The organism is Hyphobacterium lacteum, from assembly GCF_036330345.1.
Lineage (GTDB): Bacteria > Pseudomonadota > Alphaproteobacteria > Caulobacterales > Maricaulaceae > Hyphobacterium > Hyphobacterium lacteum.
The window spans coordinates 394,273-408,510 of sequence record NZ_JAZDRP010000002.1 but is presented as its reverse complement, the minus strand read 5'-3'; the positions used below and the strand labels follow the sequence as shown (position 1 = coordinate 408,510).

Sequence of the window (14,238 nt, the reverse complement as noted above, 5' to 3'; positions counted from 1 at the left end):
TTCTAGATACGCATCATGGCCCGTCAAACCGAACCTTCCGAACTCGACCGGATTCTTGATGCCGCGCTGCCGCTGGCGGCCTTCGATGGCTGGTCGGATGATGTTTTCCGGCGAGCTGTTTCAGCCGCCAGGATCACCCCGGAAGCGGCGCAGATTGCTGCGCCACTAGGCGTTCTGGACCTGTTGTCTCACTGGTCTTCGCGCATGGATGCAGCGATGGTGGCGCGTCTGGAAGCCGCCGACCTCAAATCCATGAAGATCCGCGACCGGGTCACGCTGGGCGTGCAGGCGCGGCTGGAAGCCATCGGACGGCACGAGGAAGCGGCCCGTAGAGCGCGGGCGCGGCTGATGTTGCATGATGCCGGAACGCTGGGCGCGGAACTGATCTGGCAGACCTCGGATCTGATCTGGCGGTCGCTGAACGATCCCTCGACCGATTTCAACTGGTATTCGAAGCGGGCGATTCTGTCGGGCGTCTATGTCTCCAGCCTGTCGGCCTGGCTGAATGATGAAAACCCGGACAAGGCGAAGGCCAGGGCCTTCCTCGACCGGCGTATCCAGAATGTGATGGAGTTCGAGAAGGCCAAGGCGGGCTGGCGGAAGATGACGGCCGATCTGCCGGATCCGGCGCAAATCCTCGCCGGGCTGCGCTATCCGCGGCGGCGCGCCTAGTTCCAGCGCGGATTGGGAAACCAGTCGCGCTTGGCCTTGACCTGAACCAGTTCCATTTCCGGCCAGCGCAGAGCGGTCAGCTTGCCGCCGTAGACGCAGCCGGTATCGAGGCTCCAGACATTGTTCTTGGTCCTGACCTTGCGGTCGGCGACATGGCCGTGCACCACGGTCGCTGCGCCGCGATAATTGCGCGCCCAGTCGAGGCGGATGGGAAAGCCCAGATCATCCGTCTGACCCGTTGTCTCGCCATACATGGCCAGCGCCCGCGAGGTACGGTTCTCGATGCCGTGATAGCGCTCGGGCAGGCCGGCATGGGCGACGATCAGACGGCCGCCGGCGAGCACCAGATGGCTGGGCAGGCCGTCGAGATATTTGCGGACCTTTTCGAGGAATTTGGGCTTTTCCGATTTCGATTCGACGATTGTCGTCTTCAGACTGGCGCCGACCTGAACGTCGCGGCCTTTCAGCCAGCGCAGGAATTTGTCGTCATGATTGCCGACCACGCAGCGGGATATTCCGTCCTTCTCGGCCTTCATGGCCAGACGCAGGACATCCATCGAATGGGGGCCGCGATCGACCAGATCGCCGACGAAGATGATCCGCCGCCCTTCCGGGTGGGAAATTTCGGCTGAGCGCTTGCCGCGCGGCCCGCGGGTCCGGACCTCGTAGCCGAGCTTTTCGAGCAGTTTTTCGAGCTCGCGCATGCAGCCATGCACGTCCCCGATAATGTCGAAGGGGCCGTCCTCTTTCTGCCAGACAAGCGGCTCGTCATGAATCATGCTTTTCCCATAAAGGGGCCAAGCGCGAGATCAAGTGAAGATCAGCGCTCCAGCGGGAAAAGCCGGTTGATATGTCCCATTTTCCGGCCAGGCCGGGTGTCGCGCTTGCCATAAAGATGCAGGCAGACATCCGGCTCGCTGGCGAGGTCCAGCCAGGGGGACACATCCTCGCCGATGAGATTGGTCATTTCACAGGCCGAATGCGGTGCGGTGTTGCCGAGCGGCCAGCCGGCGACAGCGCGGATATGTTGTTCGAACTGGCCACAGGCGCAGGCATCCATGGTCCAGTGACCGCTATTGTGAACCCGCGGTGCGATCTCGTTGACGATCAGCTGGCCGCCGACATCAAACAGTTCGACCGCGAAAACACCGACATGCTCAAGCCCGTTGCCGATGGCTTCGGCGATCTTCAGCGCATCCGCCTCCAGTCCGGCCGAGGCTTGTGCCGGGGCGGTGGATACACGCAGGATGCCGCCGGAATGTTGGTTTTCGGCCAGCGGGAAGGTTTTCAGGTCGCCATTGACGGTGCGAGCGGCGACCACGGACAATTCGCGCTGGAAAGGTGCGAAGGCTTCAAGGATGGCGGGCTGTCCGCCAATGGATGCCCACGCTTCTGCAAGGCCCGACCCGGCTTTCACGACAGCCTGGCCCTTGCCGTCATATCCGAAACGCCGGGTCTTCAGGATGGAGGGGCGGCCGATGCGGGCCACGGCGTTCTCTAGATCCGCCAGAGAATTCACCTCGGCGAAATCGACGGTTTGGCAGCCGGCTTCGCGGATGAAGCTTTTCTCGACCAGACGGTCCTGCGTCAGTTCGAGGGATTTGCGGCCCGGACGGACAGGGGCGCGGCTCTCGGCGGCGTCGATGGCCGAGGCGGGCACATTTTCCCATTCGAAAGTGATGACATCGCACTTGCCGGCAAAGGCCTGGATGGCACCGTCATCATCCCAGGGCGCCGACCAGACGCGGGCGGCGGCGCGGCCGGCAGGACAATCGGATTCGGGATCGAAGATGTGGGCATCAAAGCCCAGTTCTGCGGCAGCCGTGGCCAGCATCCGTCCCAGCTGACCACCCCCAAGAATGCCGATAACAGAACCGGGCGCAAGCGGCTGGGTCATGGGCGGTCAGTCTTCCACGGTTTCAGGAACGGAATCGCTCTGGGCCTTGCGCCACTCTGCCAGACGCGCCGCGAGGGTGATATCGGACAGGGCGACAATGGACGCCGCCATCAGGCCGGCATTCCTGGCGCCCGGCTCCCCGATCGCCAGCGTGCCGACGGGAACGCCACCGGGCATCTGAACGATGGATAACAGGCTGTCCATGCCCTTCAGCGCTTTGGATTCAACCGGCACGCCCAGCACCGGCAGAGTCGTCATCGAGGCGACCATGCCCGGCAGATGCGCAGCGCCGCCCGCTCCTGCAATGATGACCTGAACGCCGCGGTCTTTTGCGGATTTTGCAAAGTCCGCCATGCGGTCAGGCGTGCGGTGAGCCGAGACGACTCGGGTCTCGTAATCGGCACCAAGTGTATCGAGAATGTCGGCAGCCGCCTTCATCGTCGGCCAGTCCGACCGGGACCCCATGATGATGGCAATGCGGGGCGCTGTGGCGCTCACGTTAAGCCTCCTCGGCTCGCAGGAAGCGCGGGAACATACTGGTCTGCGGCTTCAGGTCAAGGAAAAGCGGAGTGCGGCCTTGTTAACCTTGACTCTTTCTTAACTGCGCAAGGCGAAGCTGGAATCCGGAACCATCTGACCAGGACCGGGCTCATGAGAATTCGCCCCTTTGATGCGCTCAACAAGCTTCGCTCGACCGGAGACGCCAGCAAGGCGTCCTCAGGATCGGCCGCCAGCGCGGCCAGCGCCGCGCAGGCTCCGCGCGATGCCGCGCAGATCATGGGCGTGCCGGAAAACGAGCTGACACCCAATGTCCAACGCGCTCTGCTGACGCTGATGGGCGAGGTGGATCAGCTGCGCAAGGATACCGAACGCCTGCGCAATCGTGTGCGTGAACTGGAATCACTGGCCGATCATGATGTTTTGTTGCCGGTGCTGAACCGCCGGGCCTTTGTCCGCGAGGTCTCTCGGGCGCAGGCGCTGGCCGAGCGGCATGGCGCGCCGTCGGCTCTAGTCTATTTCGACCTCAACGGCTTCAAGCAGATCAATGATGATTTCGGCCATGCGGCGGGCGATGCCGCTCTCCACCATGTGGCCACGACACTGACCGCTAATCTGCGCGAGACCGATTCGGTCGGCCGGCTGGGCGGAGACGAGTTTGGCGTGGTTCTGACGCTGACCACGGTCAGCCAGGCCGAAGCCAAGGCCGGTGAGCTGGCCGAGATGATCCGGCAAACGGCCTTCTCGCATGATGGCAACGAGCTCTACATCAATTCCGCCTGGGGGGTTCACCCGATCGAGGCAGGCGTACCGGTCGATTCCGCCATGGCGCAGGCCGATGCGGCCATGTATGCGCGCAAGCAGCAGATCAAGGCGTCTGCGACGGGCTAGTCTCAGGCAATGATGTCGGGCGTGAGCCGGTCTTCCAGCGAGGCGATCCGGTCCTTCAGGAGAAGTTTCTCCTTCTTGAGGCGCGCGACTTTCAGCTGATCAGCCACGCCCATCTCCTGCAGCGCCAGCACTTCTGAATCGAGTGACCGGTGGCGGAACTTGAGTTCGTCAATCTTGGCCCGAATAGTGGACTGTTCGAGGAATTCGTCTTCGCTCATGACCTGGCAGGTTTTTCGATTAACGGGAATCGCCTCCCGCTCGCCGGGAGGCCGGTTTCTTACACTTTTTTGACGCCAAGGAAAACGGATTCGAGAAATTCGGTAAAATCCGCGTTCACGCCCGCCAGGCGCGCATAGTCTCCCAGTGCCGCCGCTGCCAGACTTTCCGCGTCACCGGCGGGTGGGGCGGTTTCAGACAATTCGAACAACAGATCCTGTTCGATATGTTCGGCATCGAGCTCGCATGCCAGTATGGCCTTGTAGAGCTGGGGATTCCCGCCGGCATCCTTGAGTTGGCGGCGGACCTTCCGGATGGCTCTGGTGATGTCCGCTGACCAGGGTTCAAGGCGTTCAATGGCGTCCGGAAGGAGGCCCCGCGGGTCGCGCCCCTCTTGCGCCAGCCAGGCACACCAGAGGCAGATGTTCACGTTCAGGCCATGGGTGTCTTGCAAGGACAGGCAGGCTTCCCGCATGGCCGGCTGGTCGTAGACCTCCAGCGACCAGTCCCAGAAGGCGTGGCTCATGAATTCGAGGCCGGACGCCTGCCACCGATCAGATCCTCGCCCCAGCGTTTCGTCGGTTTCCAGTTCAGCCCGAACAGGTCCAGCGCGCGGCCAACCGACTGGTCGACAATATCCTCGAGGGTTTCCGGATTGGTGTAGAAGGCGGGCAGAGGCGGATGGATGACGGCCCCCATCTCGGTCAGCTGTGTCATCGTACGCAGATGGCCCAGATGGAAGGGCGTCTCGCGGACCATCATGACCAGGCGGCGGCGTTCCTTGAGGACGACATCTGCGGCCCGGGCGATGAGCCCGCTTGTGACGCCGGTCGCGATTTCCGACATCGACCGTACCGAACAGGGTGCAATCAACATACCCAATGTGCGGAATGATCCCGAAGCAATCGATGCGGCAATGTCGGAGGGTTTGTAGGCGTAATCGGCCATCGCCTTGAGCTCTGCGGGGGTCACCCGGGTTTCGAATCCCAGCGTCATTTCGGCGGCTTTCGATGCGACGAGATGGGTTTCCACACCCAGCTCGCGCAGGGCAGCAAGCGCGCGTATTCCGTAGATGACGCCCGAAGCACCTGAAATTCCGACAATTATCCGCGGCCGTTCAGCCATTTTTATCCTCGATACCAAATGTGAAGTGACTCTTCCCGACTTCAGTGCTTCACTCTTGTTTCCCGTCGTATTTAACGCAAGGAGGCGACTTATGACGATTGAAGCGCACATCCGTGAACTGGACGCTCGGCACCACGAACTCGACAACAGGATTGAAGCCGAATGCAAGCGCCCCGGATCAGATACGCTTCAGATTGCTTCTCTCAAGAAGGAAAAGCTGCGACTTAAGGAGCAGATAGAGACGCTTCGACGAAGTCACTGACGGCAAATTGATGGAAATTACGGTAGGGCGGCCTTGCGAAAGGCCGCCCTGCTTGCATGATCGGGTAGAAATGATCCGGAGTTTCGAATGATCCGCGCCATAATCGCGATATGTCTGATGGCCGCTGTTACGGCCTGTACGCCGAACGAGCCTGAAACCGTTGCCGGCGATCCTTGCCAGACCGGCGAGGATTCCCTGACCGAAGGTAATTCCGAGGCGGCCATCGAGGCTTTCGAGGCCTGCCTCAATTCCGCGGAACTCGATCCGGAACAGGAAGCCATCATCCATACCCGGCTGGGCGGCGCTTACCTCTATGTCGACCGGTTTGAAGAGGCGCTCCAGGAATTCAATCTGGCCTATGCGATTGCCGACACACAGGGCGTGGAATTCGACAATCCTTACGTCCGGCGCAATCGCGGCATTGCGCGCCGGTATGTCGGCCAGCTGGAGGGCGCACTCGAGGACCTCGAAGCTGCGGCGCTGGACCTGCCCGACGATATTACGACCCAGCTGAATCTGGGCGGCGTTTATTCCTATCTCGGCCGTGAGGCTGAGGCCGTGGCCGCATTCGACGCGGTCACGCGAATTGAACCGGAATGGCCGGGCGGCTGGGTGAATCTGTCAGGGGCGCTTCTCGAGCTCGGTATGAATGACCAGGCCATTGATCATGCCAGGCGCGCTGTCGAGTTGAACCCGGAGAGCGGTTTTGCCCTGAATGCCCTGTGCTGGGCGCTCGTCGTGGACCAGCAGTTCGAGACGGCACTTCCATTGTGCGATCAGGCCGTCGAAGCCGAGCCCGATAATGGCGCTATCATTCACTCCCGGGCATCGGCGCTGGAAGGTGTGGGCCGGATGGAAGAAGCCCGCGAGCTATATGCGCGGGCGTATGAGCTGTTTCCGGATTCCGAAACCGTCGAGAATGATTACCGTCGTACCCATCCGGGTGACGAGTAAGCGGGGGACAGGTCATGGCCAATTCGGATCGTGTAGCGATTGTCACGGGCGGCGCCAATGGTATCGGCAAGGCCTGCGCCCGGCGTTTCGCGGAAGACGGGTTCAAGGTTGTGATCGCCGATCGCGACAAGGAAGCTGGCCGCGCATTGGCCGACGAGCTGGGCGCCGACAAGGAAAAGGCGCTCTTCGTTGATTGCGATGTGGCTGACAAGCTGTCGGTTGCCAATCTGCTGGCCGAGACGCGTTCGGCCTTCGGCCGGCTCGATGTGCTGGTCAATAATGCCGGTATTGTTGCCAAGGGCGACATTCTTGACCTTGAGGCAGAGGATTTCGACCGGGTTATCTCGATCAATCTTCGCGGAGCGTTTCTGGTGGCGCGCGCCGCTGCCCGTCAGATGGCCGAGCAGATCGACGAGGATGACGAGCGTCCCGACGATTGCCGCCGGCGCTATGCCATCATCAACATGTCCTCGATCAATGCCGTCGTCGCGATTCCCGACCAGCTGGCCTATTGCGCCACCAAGGGAGCGCTGAACCAGATGACCAAGTCCATGGCCCTGGCCCTGGCGGCGCGCGGTATCCGCGTGAACGCGGTCGGGCCCGGCAGTATCAATACCGATGTGCTCAAGGCGGTGATGGATGACCGGAAGGCGATGTCACGTGTCCTGTCGCGAACGCCGGTCGGAAAAATAGGCGACCCCGACGAGGTCGCCGGGGTCGTAGCCTTCCTGGCCTCCAGGGATGCCAGCTATATTACGGGTGAGTGCATCTATGCCGACGGTGGCCGGCTGGCGCTCAACTATTTGTCGTCGTCATCATCCTGACTGGACCCACCAAACAGCGTTTCCAGATTGATGTCGTCCAGGCTGGTTGCCGGTTCGGTCTCGACGGTTTCCGGTTGCGGCGCGATGGCGGGTTCGCCGGCCTCGGCGCGTTCCTTTTCCATCTTTTCGCGGCGTGACGACGCCTTGCGGACCTGTTCATCGAGATCAATCTGCGTGGTCAGGCCCAGCGTCACCGGATCCGTCGGCTTGATATTGGACGAGTTCCAGTGAGTCCGGTCGCGGACAGCCTGGATCGTCGTCTTTGTCGTGCCGATCAGCTTGGAGATCTGCGCATCGGTCAGTTCCGGGTGATTGCGGACCAGCCAGGCAATGGCATCCGGACGCGACTGGCGGCGTGACAGCGGCGTGTAGCGCGGGCCCCGCTTCTTGCGCGGCTGGTGAAGATCGTCATAGCGCGACTTGATCGCGGTCATGCGGTAATCGGAATCTTCTTCGGCCTTTGCGATTTCCTCGCGGGTCAGCTGACCATTGGAAACCGGGTCGGCACCGCGCACACCGGCGGCCACATCGCCATCGGCGATACCCTTCACTTCCAGACGGTGCAGACCACAGAAATCGGCAATCTGCTCGAAGGTCAAAGCCGTGTTATCGACCAGCCAGACGGCGGTGGCTTTCGGCATCAGAATTTCGGTCATGTCATCAACTCCAGGCGCTTTTGCTGCGGCCATAGAAAAACCCGGCACGGATGCCGGGTCGTTTGGGCTTCCGACGCCGGATCGATACTCCATCCAGCGCTTTGTGCGTTCTATAGCGTGACCGGATGCAACTGAAAAGGGACCAGCTTCAGGGGATCAGCAGGAGCTTGCCGGAATGCGCACCTGAATCGATCAGCGCATGGGCTTTTGCGGCCTCGTCCAGACGAAAGGTCTGATGCACTTCCGGCCTGAGACGTCCGTCCGTCAGCCAGGGCCAGACGGTTTCCTCAATGGCTGCGGCAAGCCGCGCCTTCTCGGCATCGGGACGGGCCCGCAGGGTGGAACCGGTAAGGGTCAACTGCTTCAGCATCAGGCGCATCAGATCGACCTCCACGCGTGAGCCCTGGAGGAAGGCGATCTGGACGATCCGGCCACGATGATTGGCGATATCGATATGTTTCTGGACATAGGGACCACCGACCATGTCGAGAATCACATCGGCGCCGCCTTCGGCGCGGACGGTTTCGGCAAAGTCCTCCTCGCGGTAATTCACCGCCCGGTCCGCGCCGAGCTGTGTGCACAGGGCGCACTTTTCTGCCGAACCGGCGGTGGCGATGACCTTTGCTCCGGCAGCCTTGCCCATCTGGATGGCGGTCGTCCCGATCCCGCCGGCACCGCCCTGGACCAGCAGGGTTTCGCCGGGCTTGAGGGCGCCCGCTTCGAAGACATTGGCCCACACTGTGAAGACGGTTTCCGGCAGGCCGGCCGCCGCCTGCAGATCGACATCGTCCGGCACGGGCAGGGTCGAACCGGCCCTCGCGATGACAAAATCGGAATAACCGCCACCCGTGACCAGGGCGCAGACGCGGTCTCCGGGTTTGAAGCGGCGCACGGCGGTGCCGACAGCCTCGACAGTGCCTGCGGCCTCGAGACCCAGACCTTCCGGCGCACCCGGCGGTGGCGGATAGAAACCCATGCGCTCGAACGTGTCCGGCTTGTTGACGCCGCAGGCGGCGGTCCGGATCAGCACTTCGTCGCCGGCGAGCGGCGGTAAATCCCGTTCGACGATGGAGATAGCCTCCGGCCCGCCAGGTTCCTTAACGATTGCAATGCGATGGGTTTGCGGCAAAGGCATGGAAATTCTCTCCAGGGGGGCGACAAACACCATGGTGAGCGCTAGTCTCGCTGCCCGCAAGGGGAGGAGGCTGCCATGTTCGAGGATGATCTGCCCACCAAGGCGAACACGGATGCCATCATTCCGGGTGAGGATCTTTCCGAATTCTCGATCGAAGCACTGGAAGAGCGCAAGGCGGCGCTGACGGGCGAGATTGCGCGTATTGAAACCATGATCAATTCCAAGCAATCCGGACGCGCAGCAGCCGAATCGTTTTTCAAGAAAGGCTAGGCCGGTCTTGGCCCGGCGCTTGCACAGTTCCGGTCAGCGACGTAAAGGCGAGTGATGAGTGAGAGTGTGACCGATACAGCGTTCAATTCCGGCACGCCTGCAGGCCGTGTCTCAGAATTTGCCGGCAGCGAGCATTTCGCCCGCCTGTTCCGCGATGGCATGGACATGGTCGAGGAGACCGCTTCCTATCTCGATGGCCCCGGCCGGGAAGACGCCAAGGCGATGGGGCGCGCCGGAGCGCTGGCCTATGCCGCGGAAAGCATGAAGCTGACGACGCGCCTGATGCAGGCCGCGTCATGGCTGCTGGCACAGCGCCAGGTTGCCGAAGGTGATTTGTCCCCCGATCAGCTGGTCAACGGGCAATACCGGCTTCCGGCCGATGATGATCCCGAAGAGCTGTGGCCGGCTGATGGCGATATCGCGCCTGGCGTGCTGGCCGATCTGGCCGGCCGGTCCCGGCAGCTTTATGCGCGGCTGAAGCGGATTGATGAGTCGCTGTTTGACGGGGCGGGGGCCTCGGAAAGCGGCAGCCCTGTCGGCGACCAGCTCAATCGCCTCATGGACGCGTTCGGCCAGTAATCTTCAATGACAAGACAAAAGAAAAAGCCGCGGCGAACCGCGGCTTTTCTGGTTTCCGATATCCGGTAAGGATCAGGCGAAGCCCTTGAACTTGTCCTTGAAGCGGGACACGCGGCCGCCGCGATCCATCAGCTGCTGGTTGCCGCCGGTCCAGGCCGGGTGCGTCGTCGGATCGATATCCAGGGTCAGCGTATCGCCTTCCTTGCCATAGGTGGAACGCGTCTGGAACGTCGTGCCATCATTCATCTTCACGGTGATGAAGTGATAGTCCGGGTGAATGTCTTTTTGCATTGTGCGCTCCGGCAATTCAGGCGTCTCGCGGGCATCCCCGCCAAATGAGCCGCGGCTTATAACCGAGCGGTTTGCAAAGGGCAAGCCGCTTTGTGCCTAGCGGCTCGTCAGTTTCAGCTCGATGCGGCGGTTGCGGGCATAGGCCTCTTCCGTGCTGCCTTCGGCGATCGGCTGGAACTCTCCGAAACCGGCCGCGACCAGACGGTTGGAGGGTACGCCGAGATCCTCGAACCAGTTGACCACAGAGATGGCCCGGGCCGCAGAAAGGTGCCAGTTGGACGGATAGGTGGTGCGGATCGGGCGAGGGTCGGTGTGCCCGTCAATGCGGATGATCCAGTCGATATCGTCGGGAATTTCCTGCGTCAGCTGGACGATGGCGGCCGCAATGGGACGCAGGCTTTCCCGGCCGTCATTCGACAGCGCCGCCGAACCGGAGGCAAAAAGCACATCGGTTTCAAAGACAAAGCGGTCGCCAACGACGCTGACACCGGACCGGTTGCCCAGAATTTCCCGCAGGCGGCCGAAGAAGTCGGAACGATAGCGCGCCAGTTCGGCGGCCCGGCTGGCGAGAGCGGCATTGAGGCGTTCACCGAGATTGTAGATCTGGCTTTCGAGTTCTTCCTCGCGCGCCTCGGCGGCATCCAGAAGGCCGCTGAGCTCGGCGATCTGGTCACGCAGGGCCTGCATTTGCAGGTTCAGCGCGGTGATCTGGTCGAGCTGCTGGCCAGTGACTTCCTCTTCCAGCAGCAGGCGGGACTGAACATCTTCCATCTGGCCCATCACGATGACCAGCTGGTCGGAAAGCTGATCACGCTCATTCTGCACGTCTGACAGGGTGGCACGCAGCGTGACCATTTCCTCTTCCAGGCGCTGGTTCTCGCCTTCGGCCAGGGCCAGCTCGTCGGTCAGGGTGGCAAGCTGCTGGTTCAGGGCGGCCAATTGCTCATCGCGGCCGGTCAGGGCGCGGCTGAGGGCGAACTGGCCCGCCACGAAAATCGACAGAAGAAAGACGATGACCAGAAGCAGTGTCGCCAGCGCATCAACGAATCCCGGCCAGTGATCGCCGGAATCCTGTTCAGCAAAACGCGATAGCCGCGGGGCGATCGACATGGTCTAGCCGCCCCGGTTGCGGTTCTGCGCTTCGATGGCGCGGACCAGGACGCGGATTTCCTCGCGCAGGGCGCGGGCGGCCTCCTGCTGTCCCGAAGCGCCTTCCTCGGCGACACGGCGCAGCGTCGAATCGAGATCGCGCGTGTGTTTTTCCAGCGTGTGTGACAAGCGGTCGAGGGTTTCCGCCGTCTGTTCCAGCAGCGCGCCGACATAGGCCGGTGACATATCGCCATCGGCCGTGGTGGACGGGCCGGCTGCGGCCACGCGGGAGATGGAGGACAGCCATTCCTCGATCTCGTTGTAGAAGCGGTTCTGGGCGCGACTGGCCTGCAGATCGAGGAAGCCGATCACCAGTGATCCGGCGAGACCGAAGAGCGAGGAGGCAAAGGCGGTTCCCATGCCCTGGATCGGGTTTTCGATGGCGGCCATGAGGCGCAAGACATCAGCTTCGCCGCCGCTCGAGCTTGCGGTGACGGCGCGTACGGCTTCGCCGACCTCGGAAACGACCTGCAGCAGACCCCAGAAAGTTCCCAGAAGTCCCAAGAAAATCAATAACCTGCCGAAGTACCGGGTAAAGGCGCCGGATTCCGCCATGCGGGCGCCGACCGAATCCAGAACGGTGCGGACAGAGCCCGTCGAAATCCGCGCGCGCATGCCGGCATCACCGATCATCGAGGCCATGGGCGCGATCATGCTGGGCGGTGAGGGCAGGCCGGATGGATCCTCGCTGGTGCGGAAGCGGATCAGCCAGCGGGCGGCCGGACCGATCGAAAGCGCCTGCAGATAGGTGTAGAGGATGCCGACAAACAGCACGCCAATGATCAGGCCATTAATCGCGACATTGGCCATGAAGGCGGTTTCGAGGGGGACGACCAGCAGGATGGCGATGGCGAACACGGCGGCCAGGAAAACCGTCATCCAGAACAGGTAGCGGCCCGGACCGGTAAAGCGGACGGTGGGAATGTCTCCGCCGGTTTCCTCGAAACGTGTCGGCATGCCGAAATCCTTCCTGTCCCATGGCCCGAGAAGCTCAATGCCTGCCTATCATGACGATTTAAGGGCGGCCAGTGCCAAGCGTGCAGCCGCCGGAAACCGGAATCGGAATCTCATTCCGAATCGAAAATTCTGAATCGATTCAGGCGCTTGAATCGATTCAGGCTTTCCGGGGTCAGGCGGTATCGATTTCCAGCCCGTTTTCGCCTCTGGTGACCCGCCAGCGGCTGTCGGAACCGGCGGTGTAGCCGCGCTGCTTGATGGTGGAGACGGTGACGAAGTCCACATCCATGGCATCGGGCGTCAGGGTGATCCGGGTAAAGCCCTTGTCGCGGTCATTGTGGCGGATGACGCCCTCATTGGCCTCTTCGAGGATGCGCGAGAAGGAAATGCCGGGCGCCGGAATGCGTTCGAAGGGCGAGGGCGAGGAAATCGAGGTTGTGCCGAACTCGAAGCCGACCCGGCGGCCGTCATCATCAATGAGCTGGTTGGCCCAGAAATTGTGACTGTCCCCGGCGAAGGTGATCATCTGTTGGCCGGTGGCGCGAACAGCAGCGTAGAGGCGCTCGCGTTCCGCGTTATAGCCGTCCCAGGCGTCGAGATTGTAGGGAATTTCGTATTGCGAGCGCTGGAGATAGCCCCAGGCCAGCGCATCGCGGCGCTCGACGATGAATTTCAGCCAGCCGGGCAGAGCCTCGATCATGTCCGGGGCGATAACCTTGCCCATCACGACCTGACCGCCCAGCAATTGCCAGGGCTTGTCCGAAGCGGCAAAGGCGCTGGCGATCTCCGCGATCTGGTCTGCGCCGAGCAGCTGCCGGTCTTCGGCGCCGACTTCGGTGCGTAGCCATTCCGCCACCGCCTCGCGATTGGCGGGATCGTCCGGATCAGCATCGCCATCCACTGGGAAGGTCGAGAAATCCAGCGGCTCATCGCGAGCGAGCAAGCGGCTTTCCGTGAGCGCCAGCGTCGCCAGATCACCGATCTCGACAACGCGCAGCCCGCCAATCAGATCGTCGGGTTCGCGCGTCGGGTTCCAGTCATGGAATGCCCGCAGCGCATCGCTGACCCGGTCGCTCCATTCGCCTTCGCCCTCATTATGGTTCTCCGCGCCGGTGGCCCAGGCATCGTTTGCGACCTCATGGTCGTCACGGGCGATAAACCAGGGCGCGGCGGCGTGGGCGGCCTGCAGATCCTGATCCGTTTTATAGAGCGCATGGCGGCGCGCATAATCGCCATAGGTCAGAAGTTCGGTGACCGGATCGACAACCCGCCCGAGACGCTCGGCGTCCTCGGAGGCATAGCCGTCGGCCGGGTATTCATAGATGTAATCACCGAGGTGCAGGACGAGATCGAGATCCGGCGTATTGGCCAGTTCGCGATAGGCATTGAAATAGCCGGCGGGATAGTTCGAACAGGAACACACCGCCATGTTGAACCGCTCGACCGGGCCGGCGGGCAGGGTGCCGGTCCGCCCGACGGGCGAGGCAATGCCGTTGAACACCATGCGGTAGAAATAGCGCGTGCCCGGCTGAAGCCCGGTGGCGATGGTCTTGAAGGTGGAGATGGCATTGGTGGTGACGTAATTGCGGGTCTCGCGTTCCTCGAACACGATCCGTTCAAACGCTTCATCCTCGGCGACCTGGAAGACGTATTCGCCGCCGGAATCATCGGTAATGGCCGTCCACAGAACAACACTGGTCTGGTCCGGTTCGCCTGATGCCACGCCATGCCGGAAGGGGCCGGTCTGCGGTTCCGGTTCCGGACGACGGGGGCCGCTGGAACAGGCGGCGGCTGCAAAGGCGAGACCGGACGCACCAAACAGGGCGCCGCGGCGTGTGATCTTCATCGCCATGGAGCGTCTC

At 62.2% G+C, this 14,238-nt stretch carries 19 protein-coding genes; 7 read left to right on the top strand and 12 right to left on the bottom strand.

Going from position 1 to position 14,238, the window contains the following annotated elements; translation table 11 throughout:
• Window positions 1-15 precede the first annotated feature (15 nt).
• Window positions 16-672 (top strand): COQ9 family protein, encoded by a 657-nt coding sequence (locus tag V0U79_RS04500; protein WP_330198276.1) that lies wholly within the window; start codon window positions 16-18, stop codon window positions 670-672.
• Here V0U79_RS04500 and prpE read toward each other — a convergent pair.
• From prpE to purE, 3 genes are read right to left on the bottom strand one after another with little or no spacing between them, the layout of a single operon-like run.
• On the bottom strand, window positions 669-1,451 hold the full coding sequence (gene prpE, locus V0U79_RS04495; RefSeq protein WP_330198275.1) for a bis(5'-nucleosyl)-tetraphosphatase PrpE: 783 nt from the start codon (window positions 1,449-1,451) through the stop codon (window positions 669-671). The genes V0U79_RS04500 and prpE overlap by 4 nt on opposite strands.
• Before the next feature lie 41 nt (window positions 1,452-1,492).
• A complete protein-coding gene (locus V0U79_RS04490) occupies window positions 1,493-2,569 on the bottom strand; it encodes a 5-(carboxyamino)imidazole ribonucleotide synthase (RefSeq protein ID WP_330198274.1) in 1,077 nt (358 codons plus the stop codon).
• A 6-nt stretch (window positions 2,570-2,575) separates the two neighbouring features.
• Window positions 2,576-3,034: a 5-(carboxyamino)imidazole ribonucleotide mutase gene (purE, locus tag V0U79_RS04485; RefSeq protein ID WP_330198345.1), complete on the bottom strand. Its 459-nt coding sequence runs from the start codon at window positions 3,032-3,034 to the stop codon at window positions 2,576-2,578.
• 186 nt (window positions 3,035-3,220) lie between these two features.
• On the opposite strand from purE, the gene V0U79_RS04480 reads away from it, so the two are divergent.
• Window positions 3,221-3,958, top strand: a complete 738-nt coding sequence (locus V0U79_RS04480) for a GGDEF domain-containing protein (RefSeq protein WP_330198273.1) — start codon at window positions 3,221-3,223, stop codon at window positions 3,956-3,958.
• Between the two features lie 2 nt (window positions 3,959-3,960).
• Here V0U79_RS04480 and V0U79_RS04475 read toward each other — a convergent pair whose 3' ends face one another.
• From V0U79_RS04475 to V0U79_RS04465, 3 genes are read right to left on the bottom strand one after another with little or no spacing between them, the layout of a single operon-like run.
• Window positions 3,961-4,176: a YdcH family protein gene (locus tag V0U79_RS04475; RefSeq protein ID WP_330198272.1), complete on the bottom strand. Its 216-nt coding sequence runs from the start codon at window positions 4,174-4,176 to the stop codon at window positions 3,961-3,963.
• 59 nt (window positions 4,177-4,235) lie between these two features.
• Window positions 4,236-4,700 carry a TIGR02444 family protein gene (locus tag V0U79_RS04470; RefSeq protein ID WP_330198271.1) on the bottom strand — a complete coding sequence of 155 codons (465 nt, stop codon included), beginning with the start codon at window positions 4,698-4,700 and terminating at the stop codon, window positions 4,236-4,238.
• Complete coding sequence (locus V0U79_RS04465) at window positions 4,697-5,299, bottom strand: UbiX family flavin prenyltransferase (RefSeq protein ID WP_330198270.1); 603 nt, start codon at window positions 5,297-5,299, stop codon at window positions 4,697-4,699. The genes V0U79_RS04470 and V0U79_RS04465 overlap by 4 nt, the downstream gene beginning before the upstream one ends.
• A gap of 91 nt (window positions 5,300-5,390) precedes the next feature.
• On the opposite strand from V0U79_RS04465, the gene V0U79_RS04460 reads away from it, so the two are divergent.
• The 3 genes from V0U79_RS04460 (at window position 5,391) to V0U79_RS04450 (ending at window position 7,339) form a co-directional block, all read left to right on the top strand.
• Window positions 5,391-5,561: a YdcH family protein gene (locus tag V0U79_RS04460; protein WP_330198269.1), complete on the top strand. Its 171-nt coding sequence runs from the start codon at window positions 5,391-5,393 to the stop codon at window positions 5,559-5,561.
• A gap of 87 nt (window positions 5,562-5,648) precedes the next feature.
• Window positions 5,649-6,515 (top strand): tetratricopeptide repeat protein, encoded by an 867-nt coding sequence (locus V0U79_RS04455; protein ID WP_330198268.1) that lies wholly within the window; start codon window positions 5,649-5,651, stop codon window positions 6,513-6,515.
• Between the two features lie 14 nt (window positions 6,516-6,529).
• Complete coding sequence (locus tag V0U79_RS04450; protein ID WP_330198267.1) at window positions 6,530-7,339, top strand: SDR family NAD(P)-dependent oxidoreductase; 810 nt, start codon at window positions 6,530-6,532, stop codon at window positions 7,337-7,339.
• Here the strand turns inward: V0U79_RS04450 and V0U79_RS04445 are convergent.
• On the bottom strand, window positions 7,315-7,995 hold the full coding sequence (locus tag V0U79_RS04445) for a DUF1013 domain-containing protein (protein WP_330198266.1): 681 nt from the start codon (window positions 7,993-7,995) through the stop codon (window positions 7,315-7,317). The genes V0U79_RS04450 and V0U79_RS04445 overlap by 25 nt on opposite strands.
• Window positions 7,996-8,143: 148 nt before the next feature.
• A complete protein-coding gene (locus V0U79_RS04440; protein WP_330198265.1) occupies window positions 8,144-9,130 on the bottom strand; it encodes an NAD(P)H-quinone oxidoreductase in 987 nt (328 codons plus the stop codon).
• 75 nt (window positions 9,131-9,205) lie between these two features.
• Between V0U79_RS04440 and V0U79_RS04435 the strand changes: the two genes are divergently transcribed.
• Window positions 9,206-9,400 (top strand): DUF1192 domain-containing protein, encoded by a 195-nt coding sequence (locus tag V0U79_RS04435; protein ID WP_330198264.1) that lies wholly within the window; start codon window positions 9,206-9,208, stop codon window positions 9,398-9,400.
• Window positions 9,401-9,454: 54 nt separating this feature from the next.
• Window positions 9,455-9,979 carry a protease adaptor protein RcdA gene (gene rcdA / locus V0U79_RS04430; protein ID WP_330198263.1) on the top strand — a complete coding sequence of 175 codons (525 nt, stop codon included), beginning with the start codon at window positions 9,455-9,457 and terminating at the stop codon, window positions 9,977-9,979.
• Window positions 9,980-10,051: 72 nt separating this feature from the next.
• On the opposite strand, the gene rpmE is transcribed toward rcdA, so the two are convergent.
• The 4 genes from rpmE to V0U79_RS04410 form a co-directional block, all read right to left on the bottom strand.
• Window positions 10,052-10,270, bottom strand: a complete 219-nt coding sequence (gene rpmE / locus V0U79_RS04425) for a 50S ribosomal protein L31 (protein ID WP_330198262.1) — start codon at window positions 10,268-10,270, stop codon at window positions 10,052-10,054.
• 96 nt (window positions 10,271-10,366) lie between these two features.
• Complete coding sequence (locus V0U79_RS04420; protein ID WP_330198261.1) at window positions 10,367-11,380, bottom strand: peptidoglycan -binding protein; 1,014 nt, start codon at window positions 11,378-11,380, stop codon at window positions 10,367-10,369.
• A gap of 3 nt (window positions 11,381-11,383) precedes the next feature.
• Window positions 11,384-12,376: a hypothetical protein gene (locus tag V0U79_RS04415; RefSeq protein WP_330198260.1), complete on the bottom strand. Its 993-nt coding sequence runs from the start codon at window positions 12,374-12,376 to the stop codon at window positions 11,384-11,386.
• A gap of 172 nt (window positions 12,377-12,548) precedes the next feature.
• Window positions 12,549-14,228: an alkaline phosphatase D family protein gene (locus tag V0U79_RS04410; RefSeq protein ID WP_330198259.1), complete on the bottom strand. Its 1,680-nt coding sequence runs from the start codon at window positions 14,226-14,228 to the stop codon at window positions 12,549-12,551.
• Window positions 14,229-14,238: the final 10 nt, after the last annotated feature.